The organism is Pseudomonas sp. NPDC078416 (assembly GCF_050268485.1).
Lineage (GTDB): Bacteria > Pseudomonadota > Gammaproteobacteria > Pseudomonadales > Pseudomonadaceae > Aquipseudomonas.
Map to the genome: position 1 here is coordinate 823922 of NZ_JBNNGV010000001.1, position 26062 is coordinate 849983.

Here is a 26062-nt window from a genome sequence, read left to right on the forward strand (position 1 = left end):
GAGTTTAGCTATGAGTGAACAGCGGCAAATTTTCCTACACGGCTCCCTAGGTCGTCGGCAATTTCGCGAGGTACTAGGTGGACTAATGGCCGGCCTATTGCTTAACCCTGAGCCTGTATGGTTGGTATCGCCCTGGCTGAGTGACTTTCCTCTATTGGACAACTGTTCAGGGCAGTGGGACGCACTAGAGCCAGGTTGGGGTAGTAGGGAGGTTAGTTTTAACGAAGTGCTAGCGAAGGTGGTTAATGGCGGGTGCCGGTTGCGGGTAGTGACCCGCGATGATCCCTACAGTCGTCGGTTTGTCCAACAGTTGAGCGGCCGTTTAATTGCTGGTCATGATTTTTTTTGCCAGTTCAGTGAGCAGGTTCATACCAAGGGTCTACTTACCCACAGTTGTTTTTTGAAGGGCTCGATGAATTACACCTGGAGTGGAACAAACCGTAATGACGAACATGTCATGCTCACCAGTAATTCTCAGATAATTTCTGAAGCGTTACTAGAGTTTGAGGAGCATTATCGCTTCGAGGCGCATTCATGAACACTATACCTACATGGTTGCAGCCCTTTTTCGCGGCCGATAACCAGATCGATCCGGACAAAGTGTTTGCTGGGAAATACCCGCAACCCTATCAGAGTTTGTTGGAGCCTTTGTTGACAAGCGCATGTGCGGAGCAGTGGCCTTTACTGTTGCCATACAGTCGCCCGCCGGAATTATGCTTCTACGCCGCTGCGGAGGATAGCCGCGCTCTGGAGGAGTTACGCCAGGTATTGGCGGCGTTTTTGGGAACGGCGGATACCTGCTTTGATTATGGCCTGATCATCACTCCAAGTAACGAAGGGCAGAGCGCGTTGCTAGCGCATGCCCCAACCGGGTTATTACGTATTGATTTACTTGACGAGGTGGACGATCAGCAAAAATACCGGGTCTTTACAGTCCTAGCTAACGTGCTTCAGTTGTATCGTCAACGTCCAGCGCTTACATCACTAGCCAAGCGGCCAATAGGTCGAGTTTTGCGTGATTTTATGCTGGCCTATCGATTACGTGACGGTGAAGGTGCTTGGCAATTTTACGGAGAGCTTAAGAACTCGGGAAGCTTCACTCCACCTAATTTGCTGTCGTTGGAGTTGCAGGCTTTGGCTTCAGCGGATCGTTGGCAGGACATTGTCAGCCATCCACGGCTACCCAGCCTGCTCGGCGGCCGTATTCCGTTACGACTAGTTCGCGTATTGCTTCGAGCATTGGGGCAGTTGGGGCTTAATCGACTGCTAATTTCTGAGGCCATAGGGAAGGAGCGTAGGGGCGAATTGGCCGATTTGTGCCGCCCGTTAAGCCCACTTTTTATGACTGTTCCGTTGTTTGAATCTCACGAAAGCTTCAAACAAGATTGGCAGTTATGGATTGCCGGCACTGTTACATTGAGGTGTGCACAGACTCAACAGGTACCTGAGTTTATCGACTCGGACTGGTTTCGAAAACTGCTGCATTGGGCGGATTTGGTTGAGTTAGATCAATCTGAAGCTGCAATAAAACCCATTGTTGGCGAGGCAAAGGATCTGACTGAGGGGCCAGTGGCGGTACAAGCCTTACTGCAAAGCTCGCTGGATGTGCCATTAGTTGAGTTGCACCAATTGTGGCAGAAATTACAGGCCATGCCTGCGTCGTGGTTTGAACCGCTGAAATCATTACCTATGATGACTGCGATTTTGCAAAATTTGCAAAAGCGCTATTCTACAGAGCATTTGGGAGGTTGGGATAGTTGGTTTCAGCGCTTGGTCGATACTGAGTTGCCGACTGGTGCACTGGAGAGAGAGGCTCAAGAGTATTGCGAAGATTGGGCAGTAGATTCCTTTAGTTCAGACGGATTTCTTAAATGCATTAATACAGCATCTCCTGTGGGGCAGACGACTCTTCGTAACACGCTTCCGTTGTTGCTAGACTGGTTGGAAGAGCGCAATGTGGCTTGCCCAGGAGTTGTCTGGTTAGAATTGTTAGAATTGCTTGCTCTTGATTCTATAGTCAATCCAGCACTGCTGTCGCTGGCTGCACAGTTGACTCAGTTGATGTTGGAGCAACCGTTCGCAGTTGATGGGTATACGCGATTAGTCGACTCTATATTGATGCTCTGGGAGATCAATAAGGGGCCAGAGGCGTATACTGGCATGCTTGAGTTGTTGGATTTGCTGCTGGACGCACCCTGTCCAGCAGAGCCATTGCGTCGTCAAGTCTGGCAATCACTACAGGATTTCGCGACAAAGCATTGGAGACAAATTAAAGAACCAGCGGTACGCGAGCTGACCTTTGTATTAATGCAAGAAATTCTTGAGGTCGGTGAGCCAGCCCCAGCTTTTGGTAATAACAAGGAGTCTGGATCAGATATCGATTCAGTAACTGAACCAACCGCTGATTTACAAGGAAAATTATTAGGTATTTATACTCTCACAGAAGGTGCCGCGCGCCGCGCTCGGGACGTACTTGAAGTGATTTTCGCAGGGCTCAAGGTCGAGATAAACTGTGATCACACCGCTACTCCAGCCTTGTGCAATCTGGCCAAAACGGCCGATTATTTTGTGTTCTCCTCTCGTAGTTCAAAACATCAGGCTTTTTATCCGGTGATAAATATAAGAAGAGATATTATCTACCCGCATGGTAAAGGTGCTTCAAGCATAATTCGTGAGTTTATAGAAGGGTTAAAGCGGAAAACTATTTAGGTTTAGGTGTAAACTAATAACTCAGTCAGACTTATTCTAAGGGATCATCAGGACTTTGTGCAGTTGTAAGCCGAGTTTCCACTTTGGATGCGCCTTACAATAATTTATGGTCAATTCATTGTTTAGGTGGGCCTCTGGTCCATCCATTGGCTGGAGATAGAAATGGTTGAAGGTGAGATGCTCAAAGCTTCCTGGTTGTGCTTCAGTTTGTGGGAAAACTAATTTCAATTCATCGCCTTGAGTGATCTTTAGTTTGGCGGTGGATTTAGGGCTGACGCAAAGCCAGTCAATCCCGCTTGGTGGTATTATTGTGCCATTGGTTTCCACTGCCACGGTAAAGCTATATTTGTGCAGTGCTTCCACTAAAGCATCATCTACTTGCAGCAGCGGTTCTCCTCCGGTCAATACCACATACTTATGTTCTTGATGGAGGAGAGGCCATAATGAATTTATTGCGAGGGCAAGGCCATTCGCATCCTTGAATTTTCCACCACCCACCCCGTCTGTCCCCACAAAGTCCGTGTCGCAGAATGTACAGATGGCATTAGCCCTGTCCTGTTCCCGTCCCGACCAGAGGTTACATCCAGAGAATCGGCAGAATACCGCGGGTCGACCCGCTTGGTTGCCTTCCCCTTGAAGGGTGTAAAACATTTCTTTGATGCTGTAAGTCATTTGGTTTACTCAGCTGATTCAAATAGGTGGCGAGCGCTCTGATCCGTCATCGCTGAACCATCATCAATCTCGTTCTTGAATGTACTGCTCATACCCAGTTTTGCGCAGTTCGCATGCTGGGCACGTTCCACAACCGTAGCCCCATTCATGTTTTTGCTGCCGAGTCCCCAGGTAGCAGGTGTGGGACTCTTCTTGAATCAGGCTAACAAAATCTTGACTGCCTAGGTTTTCGGCCAAACGCCAGGTCTGAGCTTTGTCGAGCCACATCAAGGGGGTTTCAATGATCAAAGGCGCGTCCATCCCGAGGCTCAAGGCCACCTGGGTGGCTTTGAGAGTGTTGTCTCGGCAGTCTGGGTAGCCTGAATAGTCAGTTTCGCACATTCCTCCGACCAGCACTGTGAGACCACGTCGGTAGGAAATAGTAGCTGCGAAGGTCAAAAACAGCAGATTCCTCCCAGGTACGAATGTATTGGGAAGTCCATTTTTCTCAAATTCTATGGTTTTCTCAGCCGTCATCGCCGTATCGCTGATCTGGCCGAGTACTTTGAGGTCAAGCACGTGATCCTCACCGAGTCGCTTGGCCCAGTTCGGAAATCTGTTACGTACTTCCTGCAAGATATTTAGTCGACATTCGAGTTCGATTCGATGTCTCTGGCCATAATCAAAGCCAATGGTCTCGACGTGCTCGTAACGTTCCAGCGCCCAGGCAAGGCAGGTGGTGGAATCTTGTCCGCCTGAAAAAAGAACTAAGGCTTTGGTGTGCATATTGCTCTCCTCGGGACTGGGTCTGATTTAGCGCCGTTTCAGTTCTTGCTTGAGTTTTTCGGTCAGATACTTGGTGAGCAGTCCGATATCAGTGGGCGTGTTCTGAATACCATTCCAGGGGCGGCGGTCGATTTCAGAAATGTGCCAATCGCCACTTGTCCATGCCGTGTGAGGTTTCAAAAGCTTTAGGCCTTTGATAAAGCCTTCTTTGCTGGTTGTGCCTTGATCGGAGTAAAGTAACTCCATAACGAAACTCAAAGAAACCAGGCCCGCCCCATGCTTCAAACGTGAATTCCTGGGTGCTAGTCCTTCCCACTCAGACTTGAAAACGACACGCACTGCATGGAAGAAGTTGTTGATAAGTTCGATGCTACGCGCTTCAAAGTCATCAAACTTCATGAAGCTACGAATTGCGCCATCATTCGCAGAGTTCATCACGAACTTCTGCATCGCCATGTCGCTTAATACTCCTCTAGGATTCGTGTGTTGCTTGATCTCGCCAAATAGAGAGGAGTTAGGCAAAAAGTTCAACAAATCAATAATACGAGCAGCAAATTTACGACTGGTGAACCGTTCTGGCAGGCCGTCAACAGTCGGTAAAAGCTCATAGATCAGCGATTTTGGCAGCGGCCTCGTATTGTTTACGAGCACAAACTGCTGCCGCAGTTCGTTGTAGTCTTTACAAATCAATGCAGATACAAATACCTGGAATCCAGGTTTTTCCATCGTCGCAAGGGCGCTGAGTCGTTGTTGTCCATCGACCACAAACCCTGGTTTGGATTCGGTAGTATCAATAACGATTTCTACAATACCCTCGCCAAGGTCTTTAATCGTAACCCCATCCAGAAAGGCCAAGATGATTGCATTAGGGAGCAATGCATCGTCGCGCTGAAGATAGTCACGAATATCTCTGATGTGCGACGCGACTTGATGGCGCTGAAAACCTTTGAGGTGGCCTTCTTCATCGCGGCCGACTCTCTCAATTTCAGAAAATTCTAAAATGTCATTTGGGGCGGCCGCGAATGAAAATACATCATGCCCGGCTGCCTGCTGGGCGCGCACACCCTTAAATCGATAGATCATTGTTTTGAAAGTTCCAGAGTTTTCTGAAGGTGGCGGTGGTATACGCCTAGGTTATGAAATCCGCGTCTTTTGTTTCGATTGCTGGCTCGAAAGATAATAGTTTCGACACCCGCTGACTGACAAATCGAACATTGGCATTTTTGCCACGGTTTGTCTCTCAGCGTGGGTGAGATTAGTCGGACATGCTTGGCGATTTCTTTTTCCATTTCTATTGATGATGATATCGAACCGGAAAGAGTTAGACGGAGATAGTCTACTAGCACGGCTAAAGTTGAATCAAAGTCGAGCAGATTTTTATCGTAGTCGCGGATCGCTACCAACGCCGCTTTTTCTTTGATTTGTAACTGTTCTGCGCTTAGAGTGCCTTTTTTTATTCCTTGCATCAGGCGTGGATTTTCAATCGCCTGAGGAATGCGGATAGCTGTGTAGTAGTCCAGTTTGCTTGTATTGTTGCCCATGTAGTAATTACACTTCGCATCTTTAAATGCGCGTATAAGGGGGGAGGTTGAGTCAAAACTGGTAATGCCATATCCGGTGAACTCATGGATATTCTCGGCTTTAGCAAACCCCAGCAGATGAATATTTGTCTCGGGCTTAAGGACCGCTCGAAGCTCTTTCAGAACCTCATGGATTTGATCGACTTTCAAAGGTACTAGACCTCCGATCGCCAAGTAGCGATATCCCATGTCTTCGAGTTGTTTTGCAGCGTTCGCCATGCTTTGAGGAGACCAACCCTGTACCGCTCCAAGAGGTTCGAAAGGCCATTCCGCCTCCTTCACTAAACGCAGAAACTCTTGCGCATTTTTGAGCGTAATTTCGTACCGAAACAGCACATCTTCCGACTGGCTCAGCGCTGGAGGATTGCTGGAGTCGCAGTTGAATATGATGTGGTCCGGCGAGCAACCGTGGGTGAATCCTGCATCTGAGTAGAACTCTACTACTTCGCTTGGGCTATACGCAGGGGTTGGGTGCTCTACATAGGCGAAAGCCCCGCAGTCACCTAGGACCATCGTATCTTTGAACTGAATGCCATCGAGTCGTAGAAATTTGCGCGCACCTTCTCTGAGGAAGCGCTGCTGCTCGGAAGTCGAGTACCGAACCTTTGAATTAGCGACGCCATTTGCAGGTCGCACTGCGCTCATCGAGACCAAGAGCCCGTCATAAGGGACGGGGGTCATCATTTCGTGCGCATACTTGTCATCCCAGTATCTCTTCCGGCCCGGCGCATTTCGATCGGTGATGAAATCGTAGTCCGGGTCTACGTAGTCTTGGGTGTCGGCGTATAAAAATTTCATTGGTGAGCGCTGGTCATATAGAGGCGGATCAGGGTTTCTTGCAGCGCCTTGATATCTTGAGGGGTGCTTTGGATTTCATTCCACTGGACATTAATCATCGGCCACTGACCTGTTGTCCATGCGCAGTAAGGGGCTACTCTGGCCAGTTCTTGTAGCACGGCTTCGTAGGTTTCGCGCTGACCACCTATTTTGGCGTAGATCCGATCCATAAGCACTCCCATGGCGATGATCCCCGCTGAGTGCATGAGTCGACTGCTCTTGGATTCAAGTGCCCACGCCTCTGGAAACGTATCACGCACTGCTCGCCAGAAGGTCGTCAGTAGGTTGTACATGGACTCAACGTTCGTCGCACCGTCAGTGCTGGAGGTGTAGGGAGCCAACGCTCCCAACGGATTATTGATGCTATTGCGGATCATCGTTATTACAGCGGTGTCAGTGATCACTGCTTTGCTATTTTGCTCGGACGACCGCTTTATGAGTTTGTGGAAAGGAGAGTTGGGATCGCGGCTAAGAAGCCCGCACAACTCAGCTGGTGCCTTGCGAGCACTCAGTTCGCGGGGCAAAAGGATGCTGCCTGTCTCCGGCAGTAATTCGTTGATCAGTCGAGTGGGCAAGGGTTTGGCCTTGTTGACCAAAATAAACTGCTCGCGCTGGGTGGTCAGGCTATCCGATACAAAACCGATCACTGGCACAGGAAGATCCGAATTGGCTGCTTTCGCCAACGCCAATGAGCGCTGTTGCCCGTCCACGATCCAGGCAGACCTCATTCCTTCCTCCCTGATAGGGATCGTCAGCGTACCCGCTTGCGAAAGCCCCGCGTCGCCTGTCGGCTTGCTTCCGCGTGCTGCAACAAAACGCAGGTCAGGAGACAGCGCTAAGATAATTGCATTGGGAAAAAGTACATTTCCCTGATTGAGGTACTCAGTGATCCCTTTGACATGACTCTTAATCTCGGGGCGCTGAAAACCCTTGAGTGGACTGCTGTCTTCGCGCGACAGGCGGCTGATGTCGGCAATTCGGACCAGGTCAGATCCCCTGATGAATAATGCATACACATCAAGGTTGTCGCCTTGCGTGGTGCGTAGTGCACGCACCACAATCGCATCTTCGCTCGTCATGCTTTGCTCTCTATGCTGTCTTGACCTTTGATGTCCTGCCAGATCCTCCGAAAGCGCGATTGCTCGCAGGACACCAGGGCGTCGTCCCTTAAGTAGCGTAACAATCGGGTGGAACTGCCTTGGTAGTCAGCCCACACACACTCAAGCATGTAGGCAATTTCACTGTCCGATGCGCGCCGTCGGATGGTCGTTTTTGCTAGGGATAAAAGATCCATCGCCGCGCTGACGCTCTTTCGAGCGATCTCAGCAGGAGCACTCGACAGTTCAAGAATCTCAATGAAATGACGCAGGGCTCTTTGAGGGAAATCGTTGCGAGTGCCTGGTAGTGTTGAGGTTTCAAGGCGTTCATCATAGGGCATCGCGATGCGTCGTAAATGGCAGGGAAGCATCTCGATGCCTGGGCGCGAAGTGAATATTCTGAGCTTGTCGATCTGCGTGTCCCTGATTTTTCCAAGGTCTTCGCCTATCAACTGGACATAATTTGAAGAGAGGGCAATGAGTACCAAGTCGATGTCAGGTTGGCTGACGAGGTCCGCTAGGGCGCTTCCCTTTGATTGGGTGACATTCACGGCTTCCCACCAATCTGATGCGCGCGCACCCAATTTTTCGAGACGTGGGATGATAGAATTCGGATCCTGAGCTACCGTCAGGTTATACGGTGGACACCTCTGATCTCCTTCAATCAATCCTAAGCCGGTCGATGCAAACATTAGCTTTGCGTCCAACTTCGTTGCTACGCGCCTCGCGTCAGAAACGCTTCTGCCCACGTAAAGTGAAGATGCCATCAGAGTGGTGGGACGCTCGTCTATTTGCCCCTTCCACGCCTTTGCCATGGCAGCAATCGATGAATAACACTCGTCGTTCAGCACCACCGGCGGCAGGCCGTCGAGACGTTTTCGATTGGTGCAGTTGGTGATGATGACGATTTTCATGGAAAACTGTAGGCCTGTTTTGACGGGTGCTGCATTTATTTAAGGATGGTAATTTACCATTTAATAACTGTGCGGGCCAATGCGCTTAGGCTGGTTTTTATGCAGAAGGGTTGGTATAAGAGCCTCAATACTGCTGCTACCCCTCTTTATGTGGGCCGCTCGAGGAAGGAAGAGACTCATTGCTTAAGTTCAGCGCAATCAAGGCGTTACAAAGCCCAACCCATCAAGTGGTATCGTTTGCGGCTACCGTTGAGCAGATTTTGGCGATCGCTAGCATCGACCGAGTCAAGCGTGATGATCGTGGCGCCCTTCATGGCTTTCAGCGGCCACAGGTGTCCAAGCACATACGAGAGATTCGCGACTACCTGTCCCGCCCCGATGCGGTAATGCCCAATGCTGTGGTGTTAGCTTTTACCAGTGGAGTCCGGGTGGTGGAAGGGCATGGAGCCTATGCAGAAATTGAGGTAGATATTTCCTCCGGCCCTCCTGGGTTCGTCGTGGACGGTCAGCAACGCCTATCTGCGTTAGCCGGCCTTGAGGGCAGTTCGTTTCAACTCCTGGTATCTGCTCTGGTGTGTGAAAGTCAGGAAGAACTCCGCCGGCAATTCATTCTTGTGAACAACACCAGCCCTTTACCTAAGTCGCTGGTATACGAGCTTCTCCCGTCTGTCAGCGGCCTTCCATTCAGAATGACATCGCGCGCCCGCGCAGCACGCATTGTGGAAATGCTGAACTACGATGATCGATCCTCTTTGCAAGGTCAGATTAAGCAGCATACCAATCCCCTGGGAGTCATTGGCGATACGTCGCTTCAAAAGCTGATAATGAATTCTCTATCCGATGGTTACTGTCGGGAACTGATTGGTTTATCGGGAGGTGAGGATCGGTGTTTCTTGGTCGTGAGTGAGTTTTTCCAGGCAGTCCAGGAAGTATTTGGAAATGCCTGGCATGGTCATACACCCAAGAGCTCACGTCTTGTTCATAGCGCGGGAATTATCTCGATGGGTTTCGTAATGGAGCAGTTATGCGCGACGGGTGCACCCTTGGCCCCAATATTTAAGCTGGGGCTTAAACGGCTACAAGGATACACAGCCTGGACGTTAGGTTCAGGAGAGTGGTCTTTCAAAACTGGAAGCAGACCGTGGAACGGCGTTCAGAATTTACATGGCGATATTCATCTTTTGACAGATCATCTTACGCGCGTAATTCGAAGTGCTGAGTTTGCGCCGGGCTGAATGACTTGTGCAAATACACAGGAGCTATTATGACTAATTTAATTATGTCGGATTTGACACCTGCCCTCGCCAGTAATGTCGGTGTGAAGCAGTTTTCAGAAGTTATACTCCGTTTGTCTATGGCCTTTCAGGAGGCCTTGAGGAGGCTTGCTGGTCAGGACGAAGCATTTCCCGCTGAAGGTTACGGGATGTTAACGGAAGCATACGGTTTGCGAACTCGGGCAAATATCCTTTATCTGACACCATCTACACATGTTGTACAAGGATTAAGTTTCTCTCAGAGAACTATGTTGGATAAGTTTGAAAAGGTTTTTGAATGTCTTAATAAGTCAGCCCATCTTCCAACGATCAACTCTATTTTGGTCTCTGTAATAACTATCGCCTCAGCACTAGGTCCAGGGCGAGCCAGGATTATTAATTTTTTGTTTGAAGCTCTTTGTGCTGACTTGTTGGTCTGGGGTTTGGATTGATGCGGTGGAAATTCTCAGTTCATGATAGTTCTTTATCGTGCGAGTAAGTAAACCAATTCTTCGGTTGGCATTAAGATGGTTAAGTCAGGTCATTCTGTAAACGATTCGCCTCAAGTGGGTTGCCGCTAGAGGGCAGAAAAAAAATCATGCTGCTAGGCCATTGGCCTAGCAGCACTGCGGGATTGCTCGAATTAAATGATATTCGATCGCGCATAGAGAATATAGAAGCGGGCATTCCTCAGCGTACCGCGACGAGTTTTGTTGCCCTATCCTTATTAAACGCTGACATTGAAAGATTCCCCGTTGCAGCCTCTTGGATGTGCTCGCTCCACCACTTCATCATCGGACGCCTGCGCTCAATGTAATCAGCCCTGTTATAGGCGCTACGTACCTCGTCCTTATCAACATGCGCAAGCGCAACCTCTATCAGTTCAGGATTCCAGCCGTGCTCGTTAAGGATTGTGCTCGCCATTGACCGCATTCCATGGCTGACTAGACGGCCTTCGAAACCCATGCGCTTCAAAGCCATATTGGCGGTTTGGCTGTTGCAGTGAGTGCGAGGATTCCGGTCCGCAGGAAAGACATACTCACGATGCCCACTGAATGGTTTGATGGCCTCAAGGAGCGCTACGGCCTGTTCTGTAAGCGGGATAATGTGTGTCCGGCGCTTCTTCATCCGTTCTGGCGGTATCGTCCAGATTTTCTTCTCGACGTCGATGTCTGCCCAGCGAGCTGTGGCTGCCTCCGCTGGACGGGTCATCGTGTGGAGCTGCCACTCGATCAAACAGCGCGTGGTCCTTTTTATGCTGGCATTAGCAACGGTCACCATCAGTTCTTTGAGCTCATCAGGGGCGAGCGCCGCCATGTTCTTCTTTTTGGGCTTCTTGAAGACCGAGCGAATCCCGCTGAGGGGATTTGCGTGGATCAAGCCAGAATTCACTCCGTAAGTCATGATTTCGTTAAGCCGCTGACTTAGTCGCTTAACTGTCTCTAAGCTACCTTTAGTTTCAAGGGGCCTCAGCAGGTTGATGGCGGCCGGGGCTGTGATAGCTGAGATTGGTGTAGCAGCTAGGTCGGGGAAAACATGCAAACTTAGTGAGCGCCATATGTCTTCCGCGTAAGCAGTGGTAACGGAGTCTTTCTTAAGGTCGAACCAAGCGGCGGCTACATTTTTGAAGGTGTGCTCAGTGGTCGCTTTTAGCGTTTGCCGATCGGCGTCGCGCTTCTCTTTTGGGTCCAGGCCCTGAGCGACCATTTCCCTAGATTCCACGGTCCGCTTTCGCGCCTGAGCCAAGCTAATTTCGGGAAAGGTCCCGAGGCCCATGTTGATCCGCTTTTTGGTCGCCGGATGGATGTAATTGAAATTCCACAGCTTCGAGCCATTGGCTCTTACCCTCATCTGCAAGCCGTCGCCGTCAGAGAGGATGTAGTCCTTTTCCTTCGGTTTAGCTGCTTTGACCTTGACGTCTGAAAGCCGCGTGGCTTTGGCACCCATGGTGTTCTCCAGCGCTGTGTGTATTCCAAAAAATATCAGTGGGGGCTTGGAATACCACCTGGAATACAAGGTTTGATGGATGGGGTCGGATCTCTTCGGACGCCGATGGACCTGAAATCCCCGTATTCACTGGATTTTAGGCACAAAAAAAGACGTCCTTGGACGTCTTTAGATGTAAAAATGGTGGAGCCGGGGGGATTTGAACCCCCGTCCGCCAGTACTCCGCTTTCGGGCCTACATGCTTAGCCGTGTCTATTAAGTTAACCCTCAGCGACCCGACGGGCAGGGTGCTTTGGGCGAGCTGTGTAAGTTTTAGCCGATTCGTCCACAGCGTACTGCACGGCGATCCTGTTCTATATGACAATCACTTTGGGTTTACAGGCATCCCCTGGTGATTGCTGGAGCCGAAGCTACCAGAAGGAAGGCTAGCACCGCTTACGCGGCGAGAGCTTGTTCCCCGTAGGTTTCGTCATTGGCAACTATAGAAAGTTGCAACAGTGGATTTACGACTTCTGTTACCAAGTCGGCATGCCCCTAGAGTTTCATCACCGGCGTCGAATCCTAATCGGCCCCAATTCTGCTGCTCTAGCAGTCAGGCGGCGGAGTCTACCCGAATCAATGAGATACGTCGACCGTCCGCCTGACATTCCGCTCGCGACGGGCTTGTGACCGTCCCGATCCGGCAATTACTTCGCGGCACCGCCGTCGCTGCCGTCACCGCCGGTTTTCAGCTCGGTGATTTTTTTGGTAGTGATCGAGATGCACTCCTTGTCATCGCCACGTTTTTGCGCGGCGGTGGCATCGGCAACGGTTTTTTCGATGTCGGTCTTGCTGTCGCCAGTCAGGTTGGTGGTCGTCGACGCTTCAGCATTCTTCAGTGCCGCGATGTTCGCGCCGCACAGGTCATCAGCAGCGAAAACCGGGGAGCCCAACAGTGCAGCGGTAAGAAACAGTCCAGTCAGTGCGGTGCGCTTCATGTGTATCTCCTTGAGCCTGTTGACTCGGTATCGCCGGCTGATTTCGCCGGTGCCCCGAGATAGAGGAAAAAAGCGCCGAATGAGTTGTGGCGCCTAAAGAGATGGACTGCCGGCCATCGCAGGGGTTCTATTTTTTTTCACGATGCTGTGAAAAAGCCACGTTGCGGGATGTTTCGGGATTATGGGGCGATCTCCGCCCCATTTGTGTGCATCAAGCGGTTCTTGGTTGCGTCACTCGATCCACAAGATAGACCAGGCCGTGGTAGTCGATGCCGCCATGTTGCGTGAGCCCGATTTCGCACGTCCGGCTGGTCGAAATGCCTTCATCGCAGAATTGAACAGCGTCTTTCAACGAGCGCAGCGCATGGGCATTCAGCTCAGGTGTGGTGAAGCCTTTGTCTCCCGCGAATCCGCAGCAGTGAATGCCTTCGGGCACGACCACGTTCACGCTGCACATTCGCGCAAGGTCGATCAGCGCCTGGCTCTCGCCCAAGTGTTGCGTGCTGCAAGTGACGTGAACAGCGATGGGCGCCTGTTGCGGGGTGAACAACAGTTTGTCCAGCAGGTGGGTGCGGATGAAACGTACCGGGTCATAGAGGTCGAGCCGCGTTTCCTTGAGGTCCTGAACCAGACGCAAGGTGCAGGGACTGGTGTCGCAATAGATCGGATCGAGTCCGCCGCGACTGGCCGTGGTCAGCGCAGCAAGCATCTGTTGACGCTTGTGTTCCGCCTGCTCGGCGTAACCCTTGGAGGCGAAAGGCTGGCCGCAGCACAGACTGTCCTGGTCTTCCGTAAACACCACTTGATAACCGGCTTTCTCCAGCAGCCCTCGGGTCTTGTCCATCAGCGACATCTGCTCGCGATCGCCCGCCGCAGGCCCCATGACGCGGGACACACAGGCGGCCAGGTAGACCACCCGAGGACGCGAATCTTCAAGCGGGGGCGTGAAGCGAATGGCGTGCTCGGGCTGCGGCATCGCTGGCGTCCACTGGGGTACGCGGCCCGCAGACGCTTTACTCAAAGTGGCGGAGATCTTCGCCAGCCTCGGTGCGCCCAACAGCATGCGGGCGCCGTTGGCGGCATGCAGCGTAAATCGCGCGCCCTTCAATGCGGTTGCAAAGTGCTGACCGATCCATCTGGCGGCCTTGTCGTGGTGCGCGTGCTCCCCGCGAAGCTTTTTCACCAGCTCGCCGGTATTGATGCCGACCGGGCAACGTTGTGCGCACAAACCGGTGGCCGCGCAGGTGTCGATGCCCTGGTATTGATAGTCACGCTCCAACTGAGTCGTGTCGGTGCCCGCGCGTTTTTTTGCCTGAATCTCACGCCACATGACGATGCGTTGCCGTGGGCTCAGCGTCAGGCCTTTCGACGGACACACCGGTTCGCAGAAACCACACTCGATGCATTTGTCGATGATCGCATCGGCAGCGGGCATGGGTTTCAGGTGCTTGAGGTGTACCTGCGGATCGTCACTGAGCACGACGTCCGGATTGAGAATGCCGGCGGGATCGAGCAGCCGCTTGAGTTGCCACATCAGCGCGTACGCTTCGCGGCCCCACTCAAGCTCCACGAACGGCGCCATGTTGCGGCCGGTACCGTGTTCGGCTTTCAGTGAACCGTTGAACTCCACGGCCACCAGTTGCGTGACGTCATCCATGAACGCGGAATAACGCGCAATCTCCTGCGGATCGTTGAACCCTTGGGTAAAGACAAAGTGCAGGTTGCCCTCCAGCGCGTGGCCGAACAGGATCGCTTCGTCGTATCGGTGCTTTTCGAACAGCTCGATCAATCGCCGAACGCCGATGGCCAGTTGCTCGACCGGGAAGGTCACGTCCTCGATGATCACGGTCGTACCGGTCTCACGCACCGCGCCGACTGCAGGGAAGGTGTCTTTGCGAATGGCCCAGAGCCGTGCGTTCTCGGTCGCGTCTTCGGTGAAATCGACCTGCTTCTCGACCGGGAAATGCGCGATGGACGCCATGATCTGCGCCAGCTGTTCGTGCAGTAACGGTTGTGTTGCGGCACGGGCCTCGATCAACAGTGCGCAGGCACCTTCCGACAGTTCACGAACGAATGCCGGCATGCCTGGCTTGGTCTGCACCGAACGCATGCTGCGTCGATCAAGCAGTTCGACAGCAGCGACCGGCTGGGTTTTCAGAACCGTCACGGCGTTGCAACAGGTTTCGATGTCAGGAAAGACAATCAGCGCCGTCGCCTTGCTCGGGTGATCGGGCACTGTGTCGTACGTCACCGCGCTGATGAAACCCAGCGTGCCCTCTGACCCCACCAGCAAGTGACTGAGGATGTCGAGCGGCTCGTCGAAATCCACCAAGGCGTTCAGCGACAGGCCGCAGGTGTTCTTCAGGCGGTACTTGTGGCGAATCTTCGCGGCGAGTTCGGTATTGGCGCGGGTCTCACGGCCCAGTTGCGCGAGGCGTTCGAGCAGCTCGGCATGGCTGACTTTAAACGCAGCGACACTGGCGGCGTCTTCCGTGTCCAGGCGGGCGCCGTCGGCGAGCACTAGCCGGATGCCGGCGAGGGTGTGGTAGGTGTTCTGGGCCGTGCCGCAGCACATGCCGCTGGAATTGTTGGCGACGATGCCGCCGATTTTTGCCGCATGCATGGACGCTGGATCAGGACCGATCTTGCGCCCGAATGGCGCCAGCCAGACGTTGGCCTGTGCGCCGATAACGCCAGGTTGCAAACGGATCTGCGCACCCTGCTCGCGTATTTCACGGCCATTCCAGTTGTCGCCGAGCACGATCAACACCGAGTCGCTGATGGCCTGCCCCGAGAGGCTGGTGCCCGCCGCGCGGAAGGTCACGGGGACTTTATCGGCCTGCGCCAGTTTAAGCAGCGCCACGACTTCGTCTTCTGATTCGACGCGGATGACCAGTTTGGGGATCAGCCGATAAAAACTGGCGTCGGTGCCGAAGGCCAGGGTCGAGAGCGGGTCGTCGAAGCGTCGTCCGGTGGGAATGAGGCTGTTCACACCGGCCAGAAACGCGGCGGGCAAAGTCATGCGATTTCCTCGTGGGGGGCATCTCGGCGGCGCTGCGGCCTCTGTCGGGCCGCATGGGTCGTGATCGGGGCGATTCAGGCGCCCAGTTCGCGGACCAGCGAATCGCGGGTGATCTCGCTGATCGACTTGGCGCCGGTCAAGACCATCGCCACGCGCATTTCCTTCTCGAACAGATCCAGCAGGTTTTTCACGCCGGCCTCGCCGTGGGTGGCCAAGGCGTAGATGAACGCTCGGCCGATCAGCACGGTGTCGGCACCGAGGGCAATCATGCGCACCACATCCAGGCCGCTGCGAATGCCGGAGTCGGCGAGGATCTTCAGATCGCCCTTCACGGCGTCGGCAATGGCGGGCAGCGCACGGGCGCTGGACAACACACCATCGAGCTGGCGGCCGCCATGGTTGGACACGACGATGCCGTCGGCGCCGAATTTCACCGCGTCACGCGCGTCGTCCGGGTCGAGGATGCCCTTGATGATCATCGGACCGTCCCAGGAATCACGAATCCATTCCAGGTCTTTCCATGAAATCGACGGATCGAAATTATTTCCCAGCCAGGCGATGTAATCGGTGAGACCGGTCGGGTTGCCGCGATACGCCGACACGTTGCCCAGGTCATGGGGACGGCCGTTGATGCCCACATCCCATGCCCATTGCGGGTGAGTCATGGCTTGCAAAACGCGGCGCATGGGCCCGCTTTTGCCGCTCATGCCAGAGTGCGCGTCACGGTAACGAGCGCCCGGGACGGGCATGTCGACGGTGAACACCAGTGTTTTTACGCCGGCAGCTTTGGCTCGCTCCAGCGCGTTGCGCATGAAACCGCGGTCTTTCAGTACATACAGCTGAAACCACATGGGTCGCTTGATCGCCGGCGCGACTTCTTCAATCGGGCAAAGCGACACCGTCGACAGTGTGAACGGAATGCCCTTGGCATCTGCGGCGCGGGCGGCCTGCACTTCGCCACGGCGGGCGTACATGCCACACAAGCCGACCGGGGCGAGTGCCATCGGCATGCTCAAGGTTTCACCGAACAGCGTCGTCTCCAGACTCAGCTCGGACATGTTCTTCAGGATGCGCTGGCGCAGCGCAATGTCGGCCAGGTCGGAGACGTTGTGGCGCAAGGTGTGCTCGGCGTAGGCGCCACCGTCAGCGTAGTGAAAAAGAAAGGGCGGGAGCTTGCGCTGGGCGGCGGCGCGGTAGTCGGTGGAGGCAGAAATGATCATGGGATCTCGCAGATGAGTGAGCGGGGCTACAGCCGGGCGCGCAAGAAGCACACCCGGCGCTCGTCTGGTTAATGAACCAGCATGCCGGTGAACCAGTACGCCTGGGCGTAGGTGATGCAGCCAACGATCGTGGCAAAGAAAATGCTGTGCTTGAGAGTGAAGCGGAACAGGTCGGATTCTTTACCCACCAGCCCGGTCGCCGCGCAGGCCACCGCGATCGATTGTGGGGAAATCATCTTGCCGGTCACGCCGCCGCTGGAGTTGGCCGCCACCATCAGCACGTCACTGACGCCCAGTTGATGCGCGGTGGTGGCCTGCAACGAGCCGAACAGCGCGTTCGACGAAGTATCGGAGCCTGTCAGGAACACGCCCAGCCAGCCGAGGAACGGCGAGAAGAACGGGAAGGCGCTGCCTGTCCCGGCGAGGACCAAGGCCAGCGTCGAGGACATCCCGGAGTAGTTCATGACGAAGGCGAAAGCCAGCACCATGCCGATGGACACGATGGCCCAGCGCAGTTCGATCAGCGTCTCTTTGAACGTGGTCAGCCCGGTTTTGGCGCTGATGCGCAGCACGATCATCGCCAGAATGGCCGAGATCAAAATCGCACTGCCCGATGCAGCGAGCAGGTCAAACTTGTACACCGCCGGCATGGCGGTCGGGTTGGCGACAATCGGCGCCATCTTCATGACCAGTTGATCCAGGTGCGGCACCGGGAAATTCATGGTCAGCGCCTGCAGCGGACCGCCCGCAGCGAACAGCGCCTTGAACGGCTTCAGCGTCCAGATCGTCACCACCACAGTCAGGATCAGGAAGGGTGACCATGCCTTGATAATAGTGCCCGCCGAGTACGGCGATTTCTTGGTAGTGCGCGGTTGACCAAAGCCGCCTGCATTACCTGTACCGCCGCCCATGACCGCAGCACCGCCGGACGTACCGGCGATCTGCGCATCGGCTGCGCGAGCGGGCTGCCAGACTTTCAGGAAGAAGGTCAGGGACACGAGGCTGACCAGCGCTGAAGTAATGTCAGGCAGTTCCGGGCCAATAAAGTTGGAGGTCAGAAATTGCACGATGGCGAAGCTGCCGCCGGCAACGAGTGCCGCTGGCCAGGTCTCTTTGACGCCTTTCACGCCGTCCATCATGAACATCAGCCAGAACGGCACGAACACCGACAACAGCGGCAATTGGCGACCGGCCATGGCGCCGATCTTGAACGGGTCGAGGCCCGACACCTGACCGGCCACGATGATCGGAATGCCCAGTGCGCCAAAGGCCACGGGTGCGGTGTTGGCGATCAGGCACAGGCCGGCGGCATACAGCGGGTTCAATCCCAGGCCAACGAGTAACGCTGCGGTGATCGCCACCGGTGCGCCGAAGCCTGCAGCCCCTTCCAGAAACGCGCCGAAGCAGAAACCGATCAGCAAGACCTGCAAGCGCTGGTCGTCAGTAATCGACATGACCGAGCTGCGAATGATCTCGAACTGGCCGCTTTTGACCGTCAGTTTGTAGAGAAACACAGCCGCGATGATGATCCACGCGATGGGCCACAAGCCGTAGAGGAACCCGTAACCGGCGGACGCGACGGCCATGTCGGCGGGCATCTGGAACGCGAATATCGCAATCAGTATGGCGAGCAGAAGCGTGAGTGCCCCTGCGACGTGGCCCTTGAGCCGGAATATCGCCAGCGCAAGAAAGAAGAAGACGATCGGAATGACAGCGACCAGCGCCGAAAGGCCCAGGCCACCGAGAGGTGTGTAGAGCTGTTGCCAGGTTTGCATGTATGAGGCCCCTAATTATTTTTGGTTAGGCCCGGTGTCCATGTCTTACGTGCGCGGCTCCTGCAGGTGACAACTGCTTGTCTGTCTTCCTGTCGGCGCTGACGAACGAGTCGCACAGCTCACCAGCTCAAGCGTTCCGCCGTCGGGAAGCACCTGCGGCGTGGTACAGCGGTAGCCGTCCGTCGCCGGCATTGTAAATTGGTAATACCAATTTACAATGTCTTGGAGGTAGGTTAGAAGCCTTGCTGACGATGTGTCAATTTATGACGCGTAAACTTTCTTAGCAGCTCGCCCGGAATTTGCCGGATCTTCGTCTGAGAGGGCGATTTCTCCTACATCTGCCGGGTGAATGTCTGATCGTGATCGGCGAGAATATGCGCCCCGCAGCCAAGTCAGACGGGGCCGCCGGGTTATGGAGTGAAGGGTTATGGGCTTTGATCAGGTGCGTCAGCGCCGCTTGTCCGACGATATTGTCGAGCAACTGGAAAGGATGATTCTGGAGGGCACGTTGTGCTCCGGCGGTCGTCTGCCGGCCGAACGAGCGCTGGCCGAGCAGTTCGGGGTATCACGCCCCTCGCTGCGCGAAGCCATTCAAAAGCTGACGGCCAAAGGGCTGTTGGTCAGTCGTCAGGGTGGCGGCAACTACGTCGTCGACAGTATCGGGTCCACGTTCAGCGATCCGCTGCTTCATCTGCTGGAAAGCAGCCCGGAAGCCCAGCGCGACCTGCTTGAGTTCCGTCACACCCTGGAAGCCTCATGCGCCTACTACGCCGCCATACGCGCGACGGACGTCGATCGGCTGCGGCTGCGCGAAGCATTCGATGCGTTGCAGTATTGCTACAGCCGTGCGGAAGAAGTGAGCCGCGCGGAGGAGGGCGCCGCAGACGCCAATTTCCACCTCGCCATCGCCGAAGCCAGCCATAACGCTGTGTTGCTGCACACCATTCGCGGTCTGTTTGATCTGCTGCGGCGCAGTGTCGTCACCAATATTGGCGGCATGTACAAACAGCGCGCAGAAACCCGCGACATGCTGATTGATCAGCATCGTGAGTTGTACCTGGCGATTATCGAAGGTCGGGCGGACGATGCTCGAGAAGTGTCGAGCCGTCACTTGCTGTATGTGCAAGAGGTTCTTGAGGAAGTGCGCCAGCAAGTGCAGCGCACTGCGCGGGCTGAACGGCGTAACCGGATTTGAATATTGGTTGGGCCAGGGACGCGTAACGGACCGCTAGTATCGATGCTGGAGGCGGTTTGCTGGCGAACCCGCCATTCCAGTCATCACAGTGTTGACCGGAATGACGCATTCGCCAGCAAGCCGGCTCCTACAGATCCCGCATCAACCAGAAAGCCCAACGCTGCTTTCGGCGGCCTCTGGCGGGGGCGGCAAATCAGGCACCGAAAGAATCAGTCTTCCTTGCCCTTGTTCCGCACTGCGCGTTGCAGCTCGCGATTGGAGTCGCGTTCGCGCTCGGTGTCGCGCTTGTCGTATTCCTTCTTGCCTTTGCCCAGAGCAATCTCGCACTTGATCAAGTGCTGCTTCCAGTAAAGGGCAAGGGCCACGCAGGCATAGCCTTTTTGCTGAACAGACGACGTCAGCTTTTCCAGCTCGCGCTTGTTGAGCAGCAGTTTACGGGTGCGCGTCGGGTCAGCGATGACGTGGGTACTGGCTGTCGTCAGCGGCGAGATATGGCTACCCATCAGCCAGGCCTCACCGTCCTTGAGCAACACGTAACTGTCAACCAGCTGCACCTTGTTGGCACGCAGGCTTTTTACTTCCCAGCCAGCCAGGACCAGACCGGCCTCGAACTTGTGTTCGATGAAGTAATCGTGACGCGCCTTTTTATTTTGCGCGATGGTCCCTGTGGGATGTTTCTTGAGCTTAGCCATAGGCGACGCATTATAGGGATCAACGGGCGTCTCGGCTATGGGCTCGCGCGCTGAAGCTGTGAGCTTGAGCACGTGGAGTGAATCCCGGACAATGCGCGATCTTTTTTGCGTGTTGGACGTGTCAACGATGTCGACGGACAAGGTTTCGGTTCACGGGAGTTGGGCCAGTCGCTGGGTGTTCATCCTGGCTGCCACCGGCTCTGCCGTGGGGTTGGGCAGCATCTGGAAATTCCCTTACATGGTTGGCGTCTACGGCGGCGGTGCATTTGTGCTGGTGTTTCTGGCGTGCATCGCCCTGATCGGGATTCCGGTGATGATCGCCGAGACACTCATCGGTCGCCGTGCACGGCAGAGCCCGGCCAACGCGCTGCGATCGCTGGCATTGGCGGCCGGACATTCGTCGAAGTGGTCGTGGGGTGCGTTTGCCGGCATGGTGACCGCGCTGCTGATTCTCTCTTTCTATAGCGTCGTGGGTGGCTGGTCGCTCGAGTACATCATCGATGTCGGCAAAGGCGATTTCAAAGGCGTAACGCCTGACGGTGTCGGTGCCTATTTTGGCGAGATGATCGCTGATCCATGGCGCCTCGTCGGCTGGCACACGCTGTTCATGCTGCTATCGGCGATCACCATTGCCAAGGGCGTCAACGCCGGCCTTGAGCGCAGCCTGCGCATCCTGATGCCTTTGCTGTTCGTACTTATCGTGATTCTGTTGGGCTACAGCCTGACCACCGGGCACTTCATGGAAGGCGTGCATTTCATGTTCGACTTCACGCCCGAGAAGCTGCTGGATGGCCTGCTGCCGGCCATGGGCCATGCGTTCTTCTCGCTCAGCGTAGGCGTTGGTTCGATCATGATCTACGGCGCCTACATGACCAAAGAGGCTTCGATCAGCGCGACGGTGGTGGGCGTGGCATTGCTCGACACCTTCGTGTCGCTGCTGGCGGGCCTTGCATTGTTTCCGATTGTGTTCGCGGCGGGCCTGAACCCAAGCGAGGGCCCGGGCCTGATGTTCGTCACGTTGCCATACGCGTTTGGTAACGTTGCCTTCGGTACCGTGATGGGCGTGGTGTTCTTTATTCTTGTCGCCGTCGCGGCCTGGAGTTCGGCTATATCCTTGCTCGAGCCCATGGTCGCTTACCTGGTCGAGCGTACAAAGGTTCGCCGCGGCTGGGTGACTTTCTGGCTATCGTTCATCTGCTGGTTCGTCGGCCTCGGGACGGTTTTCTCGTTCAACATCTGGAAGCAGGCCAAATTTTTCGTGAACGAAGGCGGCGGCTTCCATCTCTATCAGTGGGGGGCGTCGTCGGGGCTGGACTTCTTTGGCGTGATCGATTTCTTCACCTCGCGGATCATGCTGCCGCTGGGTGGATTGTGTTTTGTGGTATTCGCAGGTTGGGTGATGGGACGCGGCGCTGTGCGTGACGAGTTGTCGGTGCGCAGTCCGGTTCTGTTCGCTTTAACGTTCTTTTTGATGCGCTATGTGGCGCCGATCGGCATCGTGATTGTCTTTGCCGCTCAGCTTTGGAAATGACGCTGACATGACTACGCATATTCAACGTTCCGCCCTTTTGCCATATCCCGCCCAGGCGCTTTACGACCTGGTCAATGACGTGAGTCGCTACTCCGAGTTCCTGCCCTGGTGTTCCGCCGGCACCGTGCTAGAGCAGAGTGACACCTCGATGCGTGCGCGTGTCGAAATCGCCAAGGGGGGATTGAGCCAGCACTTCGTCACCCGCAATACCTTGACACCGGGACAGGTCATCGAGATGAATCTGGAGGAGGGGCCTTTCAGTCAGCTTCACGGCGTCTGGACCTTCAAGGCCCTGAACGAAAAGGCCTGCAAGATCAGCCTGGACCTGTCGTTCGACTACAGCGGCTCGATCGTTCGCGCGACCTTGGGGCCGCTGTTCAATCAGGCCGCCAACACCTTGGTTGATGCTTTCTGCCAGCGAGCCAAAGAGCTGCATGGCTGACCCGATGATTCGCGTCGAGGTGGTCTATGCCGCCGTGGACCGTCAAGAGTTGATCGCACTGGAAGTGCCCGTCGGAACATCGGTGCGTGCTGCGGCCACTGCGTCGGGCATGGCCGAGCGCTTTCCTGATCTGGACCTCGCCCAGTGCCCGTTGGGCATCTTCGGCAAGCTTATAGGGGAACCGGAGCGGCGCCCGCTCGAAGCCGGCGACAGGGTCGAGATATATCGCCCGTTGCTGTCGGACCCGAAAGAGGTGCGCCGTCTGCGCGCTTTAAAGGCGGCGGAGGCGAAGAAGGCGCAAAAACCGATTTAATTTTCTCATCGGCTCGATTGAAACACGTAAAAAAGCCCGGGATGTCCGGGCTTTTTTATGCGGCTGATTTCACGGGGAAGCGGTGGATCAGCGCGGGTTTGTGTCCAGCGGTTCCTGGGATGGAACGGGCACGGTCTCGACCTTGTCGACGTCGTTCTGAATCTGCTCAAGCAGCGATCCAGGCTTCGGTGGTTCTTCCTTCGGCGGCTGCGTCCCTTGGTTTTCGGGGGTGACAGTCGTGTCGCTGCTCTTGCCGAGAATGGCCTCGTCGCGGCTGACACCCGGCTTGAAGTCACCGGACAGGCTCGCCAACTGGTCGTTGCCATTGAAGATCAGGCTGACGCGTTCCTGCTGGCGTTCGCCACCACCGGGCTGCAGGCTGTACAGATAGTCCCAGCGTTCAGGGTGGAAGGTGTCGGTCAACAAGGGGTTGCCCATGATAAACCTTACTTGCCGACGGGTCATTCCCGGGCGTAACTGGTCTATCATGTCCTGCGTGACGACATTGCCCTGTTGGATGTCGATTTTATAAACCCCGGGGAATGAACAACCGGCGAGTGCGAGCAGTCCCACGAAGGTGAAACTGGTTAGCAAGAGCTTGGTGTTTTGCATCGGTGGGCGACTTCCACTATCTTGGCTGGGACAACGTAAACCCCGATCATACCTGCATTAAGAGAAGCTGCGAAGCAGCGTCTGCGAGAAAGCTGACCATGGTTGAAAATAGCGAACTACGCAAAGCCGGACTTAAAGTGACCCTGCCGCGGGTCAAGATCCTTCAAATGCTCGATTCTGCGCAGCAGCGTCACATGAGCGCGGAGGACGTCTACAAGGCGCTGATGGAGGCCAACGAAGACGTCGGTCTGGCAACGGTTTACCGAGTTCTGACTCAGTTCGAAGCAGCCGGATTGGTGGTTCGCCACAATTTCGACGGCGGCCACGCGGTATTCGAGCTGGCTGACGGAGGCCATCACGACCATATGGTCAACGTGGAGTCCGGCGAGGTCATCGAGTTCTTCGACGAAGAAATCGAAAAACTGCAAAAAGCCATTGTGAGCAAGCACGGCTTCGAGCTGGTGGATCACAATCTGGTGCTCTACGTACGCAAGCAAAAGGTGTAAGCCTTTTGTGAAGTACGACAAAGGCGACCCGCGGGTCGCCTTTGTTGTTTTTGCATTTCGCAATCAGCGTCCTGCCAGATCGACGACGCCCAGATCAGGGGGTGATGGGCCTCACGATTTGGAGGTGACCACCATCTTCTTGGCGTGCGCGAGCGACTCTTTGGTCAGATCGATCCCTCCCAGCATGCGGGCCACTTCTTCCACTCGCTCGTTCTTGCTCAGCTTGGACACTGCCGTGCGGGTCACATCCGCTTCACGAACCTTGTGCACGAACAGGTGCTGATGCCCTTGGGCGGCGACTTGCGGCAAGTGAGTGACGGTCATGACCTGGCCTCGTTCGCCAAGGCGACGCAGCAGTTGGCCGACGATTTCAGCGGTAGGGCCGCCGATACCCACGTCAACTTCGTCAAACACCAGCGTCGGAACCCGAGAGGTTTGTGCTGTGATCACTTGGATCGCCAGGCTGATCCGCGACAATTCCCCGCCCGATGCCACTTTCGCCAGCGCCTTAAGCGGCTGGCCCGGGTTGGCGCTGACCAGCAGCTCAACCTGCTCCAGCCCGTTGGGTGACAGCTCTTTGTCTACGTTCTCGCGCAGCTCGATATTGAAGCGTCCGCCCGGCATGCCCAGCCGCTGAATTTCGTGCTCGACCTTGTGGGCCAGTTCCGGCGCAGCACGGTGACGCAGGTCGCTCAGCTCGCGCGCCTTCTCTTGATAGTGCCGCGCGTAAGAGCCCACCTCGTGTTCCAGTCTCTCGATCGCTTCATCGTTGGCGTTGAGGGTTTCGATCTCGTCGAGCAGCTTCTGGTGCAGCGCTGCGACTTCCGTTGGCTGCACGCGATGTTTGCGTGCCAGCGTGTAAATCGTGTCGAGGCGCTCTTCGATTTGCTGCAGGCGGGCGGGATCCGCTTCAAAACGATCGAGGAAGCGATTGATCTCGCCGACGGCTTCTTCGACCTGAATCTGCGCACTGGAGAGCAGGTTGGTGGCTTCATTCAATGCGTCGGGCGTGTTGTTCACGCTGCTGAGCCGGTTGAGGCTGGCGGTCAGTGCATTCAGCGCATTGCCGGAATCGCTTTCACTGCACAGCTCGACCACTTGCCGGCAGATGCCCAGCAGACTCTCGGCATTGGTCAGCGTGGTGTGTTCCTGCTCCAGCCGCTCAAGCTCGTTTTCGCCAAGGCTCAGGCTTTCCAGCTCTTCAAGCTGATAGCTCAGCAATTGATGCTTGGCCCGCTGCTCGTCGCCTGAATTGGAAAGACGCTCAAGCTCCTGACGCGTTTGCCGCCAGCGCTGGGAGGCCAGTTGCACTTGGCGTGCGAGGTCGGTGGCGCCCGCGTATTCGTCCAGCAGTCGCCGATGGGTGTCGGTCTTGAGCAGCGACTGGTGCTCGTGCTGGCTGTGAATGTCGATGACCAGTTCACCAAGTGCCTTCAGGTCGCCCTGGGGGCATGGCGTCCCGTTGATGTAGGCGCGTGAACGGCCTTCGGCAGTAATGACGCGGCGCAGAATGCAGGGGCCGTCGGTTTCAAGGTCTCGCTCCTTGAGCCATGCGCTTGCTTCAGGGATATCCGACACGTCGAAGGTCGCCAGAATGTCTGCCTTGTCGGCACCTGGCCTCACCACGCCACTGTCGGCGCGATCGCCCAGCGTCAGGCCGAGGGCGTCGAGCATGATCGACTTGCCGGCCCCGGTTTCCCCGGTGATCACGCTCATGCCGCGATCAAGTTCGAGATCGAGATGTTCAACGATGGCGTAGTTATGTATGGACAGGTGGACCAGCATCAGAGCGGCTCCCAAACAATTTGTCTGGTTATTTATACAGTGTTTTGCGTTGGGCTGACAATGCCCGGCCTTAGCTCGATTTGAAAGGTCATCGCCAATTTTTAGCATCAATCCTGCTTTTCGCCATCGCTCACCGCCACCGGACTCATGTCAGAACATTTGTAGGGTTATTCAGCCGAACCTGCACCTAAACCCTTGAACCCGAAAATTAAGACCCC

Annotated in this window: 23 protein-coding genes and 1 other RNA gene; 9 read left to right on the forward strand and 15 right to left on the reverse strand. The window is 55.2% G+C overall.

What is annotated here, in order from left to right:
• Window positions 1-10 precede the first annotated feature (10 nt).
• Window positions 11-538 (forward strand): phospholipase D-like domain-containing protein DpdK, encoded by a 528-nt coding sequence (gene dpdK / locus ACQKEN_RS03675; protein WP_427683713.1) that lies wholly within the window; start codon window positions 11-13, stop codon window positions 536-538.
• The gene (gene dpdD, locus ACQKEN_RS03680; protein WP_427683715.1) at window positions 535-2709 is read left to right on the forward strand and encodes a protein DpdD; all 2175 of its coding nucleotides are present in this window, start codon (window positions 535-537) and stop codon (window positions 2707-2709) included. The genes dpdK and dpdD overlap by 4 nt, the downstream gene beginning before the upstream one ends.
• 36 nt (window positions 2710-2745) lie before the next feature.
• On the opposite strand, the gene queE is transcribed toward dpdD, so the two are convergent.
• From queE to ACQKEN_RS03710, 6 genes are all read right to left on the reverse strand, one after another.
• Window positions 2746-3381, reverse strand: coding sequence for a 7-carboxy-7-deazaguanine synthase (gene queE, locus ACQKEN_RS03685; RefSeq protein WP_427683717.1), 636 nt, complete (start codon window positions 3379-3381; stop codon window positions 2746-2748).
• A gap of 63 nt (window positions 3382-3444) precedes the next feature.
• Window positions 3445-4146 carry a 7-cyano-7-deazaguanine synthase QueC gene (gene queC, locus ACQKEN_RS03690; protein ID WP_427683719.1) on the reverse strand — a complete coding sequence of 234 codons (702 nt, stop codon included), beginning with the start codon at window positions 4144-4146 and terminating at the stop codon, window positions 3445-3447.
• Window positions 4147-4173: 27 nt separating this feature from the next.
• Window positions 4174-5229, reverse strand: a complete 1056-nt coding sequence (gene dbpB / locus ACQKEN_RS03695; protein ID WP_427683720.1) for a DGQHR domain-containing protein DpdB — start codon at window positions 5227-5229, stop codon at window positions 4174-4176.
• On the reverse strand, window positions 5226-6524 hold the full coding sequence (gene dpdA, locus ACQKEN_RS03700) for a tRNA-guanine transglycosylase DpdA (RefSeq protein ID WP_427683722.1): 1299 nt from the start codon (window positions 6522-6524) through the stop codon (window positions 5226-5228). The genes dbpB (ACQKEN_RS03695) and dpdA overlap by 4 nt, the downstream gene beginning before the upstream one ends.
• The gene (gene dbpB, locus ACQKEN_RS03705) at window positions 6521-7642 is read right to left on the reverse strand and encodes a DGQHR domain-containing protein DpdB (RefSeq protein WP_427683724.1); all 1122 of its coding nucleotides are present in this window, start codon (window positions 7640-7642) and stop codon (window positions 6521-6523) included. Before dbpB (ACQKEN_RS03705) ends, dpdA begins: the two co-directional genes overlap by 4 nt.
• Window positions 7639-8574 (reverse strand): hypothetical protein, encoded by a 936-nt coding sequence (locus tag ACQKEN_RS03710; RefSeq protein WP_427683725.1) that lies wholly within the window; start codon window positions 8572-8574, stop codon window positions 7639-7641. Before ACQKEN_RS03710 ends, dbpB (ACQKEN_RS03705) begins: the two co-directional genes overlap by 4 nt.
• A gap of 179 nt (window positions 8575-8753) precedes the next feature.
• Between ACQKEN_RS03710 and dbpB (ACQKEN_RS03715) the strand changes: the two genes are divergently transcribed.
• Together dbpB (ACQKEN_RS03715) and ACQKEN_RS03720 are read left to right on the forward strand one after the other, a co-directional pair.
• Complete coding sequence (gene dbpB / locus ACQKEN_RS03715) at window positions 8754-9809, forward strand: DGQHR domain-containing protein DpdB (RefSeq protein WP_427683727.1); 1056 nt, start codon at window positions 8754-8756, stop codon at window positions 9807-9809.
• A 29-nt stretch (window positions 9810-9838) separates the two neighbouring features.
• Window positions 9839-10279, forward strand: coding sequence for a hypothetical protein (locus ACQKEN_RS03720; protein WP_427683729.1), 441 nt, complete (start codon window positions 9839-9841; stop codon window positions 10277-10279).
• Between the two features lie 238 nt (window positions 10280-10517).
• Here the strand turns inward: ACQKEN_RS03720 and ACQKEN_RS03725 are convergent, their stop codons facing one another.
• The 6 genes from ACQKEN_RS03725 to ACQKEN_RS03750 form a co-directional block, all read right to left on the reverse strand.
• Window positions 10518-11774 (reverse strand): integrase domain-containing protein, encoded by a 1257-nt coding sequence (locus tag ACQKEN_RS03725; RefSeq protein WP_427683731.1) that lies wholly within the window; start codon window positions 11772-11774, stop codon window positions 10518-10520.
• A 181-nt stretch (window positions 11775-11955) separates the two neighbouring features.
• Window positions 11956-12347: a transfer-messenger RNA gene (gene ssrA / locus ACQKEN_RS03730) on the reverse strand.
• Between the two features lie 113 nt (window positions 12348-12460).
• A complete protein-coding gene (locus ACQKEN_RS03735; RefSeq protein ID WP_074888420.1) occupies window positions 12461-12751 on the reverse strand; it encodes a hypothetical protein in 291 nt (96 codons plus the stop codon).
• A gap of 211 nt (window positions 12752-12962) precedes the next feature.
• On the reverse strand, window positions 12963-15773 hold the full coding sequence (locus ACQKEN_RS03740) for an FAD-binding and (Fe-S)-binding domain-containing protein (RefSeq protein WP_427683733.1): 2811 nt from the start codon (window positions 15771-15773) through the stop codon (window positions 12963-12965).
• A 74-nt stretch (window positions 15774-15847) separates the two neighbouring features.
• Window positions 15848-16993, reverse strand: coding sequence for an FMN-dependent L-lactate dehydrogenase LldD (lldD, locus tag ACQKEN_RS03745; protein ID WP_074888426.1), 1146 nt, complete (start codon window positions 16991-16993; stop codon window positions 15848-15850).
• 68 nt (window positions 16994-17061) lie between these two features.
• Entirely contained in the window at window positions 17062-18768 is a 1707-nt protein-coding gene (locus ACQKEN_RS03750) for a lactate permease LctP family transporter (RefSeq protein WP_427683736.1), read from the reverse strand.
• 427 nt (window positions 18769-19195) lie between these two features.
• Here ACQKEN_RS03750 and ACQKEN_RS03755 point away from each other — a divergent pair, with 427 nt between their 5' ends.
• Complete coding sequence (locus ACQKEN_RS03755) at window positions 19196-19963, forward strand: GntR family transcriptional regulator (RefSeq protein ID WP_427683738.1); 768 nt, start codon at window positions 19196-19198, stop codon at window positions 19961-19963.
• 209 nt (window positions 19964-20172) lie between these two features.
• On the opposite strand, the gene smpB is transcribed toward ACQKEN_RS03755, so the two are convergent.
• A complete protein-coding gene (gene smpB, locus ACQKEN_RS03760; RefSeq protein WP_065987620.1) occupies window positions 20173-20655 on the reverse strand; it encodes an SsrA-binding protein SmpB in 483 nt (160 codons plus the stop codon).
• Between the two features lie 127 nt (window positions 20656-20782).
• On the opposite strand from smpB, the gene ACQKEN_RS03765 reads away from it, so the two are divergent.
• From ACQKEN_RS03765 to ACQKEN_RS03775, 3 genes are read left to right on the forward strand one after another with little or no spacing between them, the layout of a single operon-like run.
• Window positions 20783-22186, forward strand: coding sequence for a sodium-dependent transporter (locus ACQKEN_RS03765; RefSeq protein ID WP_427683740.1), 1404 nt, complete (start codon window positions 20783-20785; stop codon window positions 22184-22186).
• A 7-nt stretch (window positions 22187-22193) separates the two neighbouring features.
• Complete coding sequence (locus tag ACQKEN_RS03770; RefSeq protein ID WP_074888440.1) at window positions 22194-22628, forward strand: type II toxin-antitoxin system RatA family toxin; 435 nt, start codon at window positions 22194-22196, stop codon at window positions 22626-22628.
• A complete protein-coding gene (locus ACQKEN_RS03775) occupies window positions 22621-22941 on the forward strand; it encodes an RnfH family protein (RefSeq protein WP_427683742.1) in 321 nt (106 codons plus the stop codon). The genes ACQKEN_RS03770 and ACQKEN_RS03775 overlap by 8 nt, the downstream gene beginning before the upstream one ends.
• Before the next feature lie 87 nt (window positions 22942-23028).
• On the opposite strand, the gene ACQKEN_RS03780 is transcribed toward ACQKEN_RS03775, so the two are convergent.
• Window positions 23029-23553 (reverse strand): outer membrane protein assembly factor BamE, encoded by a 525-nt coding sequence (locus tag ACQKEN_RS03780; RefSeq protein ID WP_074888447.1) that lies wholly within the window; start codon window positions 23551-23553, stop codon window positions 23029-23031.
• Between the two features lie 98 nt (window positions 23554-23651).
• On the opposite strand from ACQKEN_RS03780, the gene fur reads away from it, so the two are divergent.
• Window positions 23652-24059, forward strand: a complete 408-nt coding sequence (gene fur, locus ACQKEN_RS03785; protein WP_065987616.1) for a ferric iron uptake transcriptional regulator — start codon at window positions 23652-23654, stop codon at window positions 24057-24059.
• Window positions 24060-24170: 111 nt separating this feature from the next.
• Here fur and recN read toward each other — a convergent pair whose 3' ends face one another.
• The gene (recN, locus tag ACQKEN_RS03790) at window positions 24171-25844 is read right to left on the reverse strand and encodes a DNA repair protein RecN (protein WP_074888451.1); all 1674 of its coding nucleotides are present in this window, start codon (window positions 25842-25844) and stop codon (window positions 24171-24173) included.
• Between the last annotated feature and the right edge of the window lie 218 nt (window positions 25845-26062).

Coding starts and splice junctions, on each gene's coding strand:
- dpdK (WP_427683713.1), top strand. CDS start 11: ATGAGTGAACAGCGGCAAATTTTCCTACACGGCTCCCTAGGTCGTCGG.
- dpdD (WP_427683715.1), top strand. CDS start 535: ATGAACACTATACCTACATGGTTGCAGCCCTTTTTCGCGGCCGATAAC.
- queE (WP_427683717.1), bottom strand. CDS start 3,381: ATGACTTACAGCATCAAAGAAATGTTTTACACCCTTCAAGGGGAAGGC.
- queC (WP_427683719.1), bottom strand. CDS start 4,146: ATGCACACCAAAGCCTTAGTTCTTTTTTCAGGCGGACAAGATTCCACC.
- dbpB (WP_427683720.1), bottom strand. CDS start 5,229: ATGATCTATCGATTTAAGGGTGTGCGCGCCCAGCAGGCAGCCGGGCAT.
- dpdA (WP_427683722.1), bottom strand. CDS start 6,524: ATGAAATTTTTATACGCCGACACCCAAGACTACGTAGACCCGGACTAC.
- dbpB (WP_427683724.1), bottom strand. CDS start 7,642: ATGACGAGCGAAGATGCGATTGTGGTGCGTGCACTACGCACCACGCAA.
- ACQKEN_RS03710 (WP_427683725.1), bottom strand. CDS start 8,574: ATGAAAATCGTCATCATCACCAACTGCACCAATCGAAAACGTCTCGAC.
- ACQKEN_RS03720 (WP_427683729.1), top strand. CDS start 9,839: ATGACTAATTTAATTATGTCGGATTTGACACCTGCCCTCGCCAGTAAT.
- ACQKEN_RS03725 (WP_427683731.1), bottom strand. CDS start 11,774: ATGGGTGCCAAAGCCACGCGGCTTTCAGACGTCAAGGTCAAAGCAGCT.
- ACQKEN_RS03735 (WP_074888420.1), bottom strand. CDS start 12,751: ATGAAGCGCACCGCACTGACTGGACTGTTTCTTACCGCTGCACTGTTG.
- ACQKEN_RS03740 (WP_427683733.1), bottom strand. CDS start 15,773: ATGACTTTGCCCGCCGCGTTTCTGGCCGGTGTGAACAGCCTCATTCCC.
- lldD (WP_074888426.1), bottom strand. CDS start 16,993: ATGATCATTTCTGCCTCCACCGACTACCGCGCCGCCGCCCAGCGCAAG.
- ACQKEN_RS03750 (WP_427683736.1), bottom strand. CDS start 18,768: ATGCAAACCTGGCAACAGCTCTACACACCTCTCGGTGGCCTGGGCCTT.
- ACQKEN_RS03755 (WP_427683738.1), top strand. CDS start 19,196: ATGGGCTTTGATCAGGTGCGTCAGCGCCGCTTGTCCGACGATATTGTC.
- smpB (WP_065987620.1), bottom strand. CDS start 20,655: ATGGCTAAGCTCAAGAAACATCCCACAGGGACCATCGCGCAAAATAAA.
- ACQKEN_RS03765 (WP_427683740.1), top strand. CDS start 20,783: ATGTCGACGGACAAGGTTTCGGTTCACGGGAGTTGGGCCAGTCGCTGG.
- ACQKEN_RS03770 (WP_074888440.1), top strand. CDS start 22,194: ATGACTACGCATATTCAACGTTCCGCCCTTTTGCCATATCCCGCCCAG.
- ACQKEN_RS03775 (WP_427683742.1), top strand. CDS start 22,621: ATGGCTGACCCGATGATTCGCGTCGAGGTGGTCTATGCCGCCGTGGAC.
- ACQKEN_RS03780 (WP_074888447.1), bottom strand. CDS start 23,553: ATGCAAAACACCAAGCTCTTGCTAACCAGTTTCACCTTCGTGGGACTG.
- fur (WP_065987616.1), top strand. CDS start 23,652: ATGGTTGAAAATAGCGAACTACGCAAAGCCGGACTTAAAGTGACCCTG.
- recN (WP_074888451.1), bottom strand. CDS start 25,844: ATGCTGGTCCACCTGTCCATACATAACTACGCCATCGTTGAACATCTC.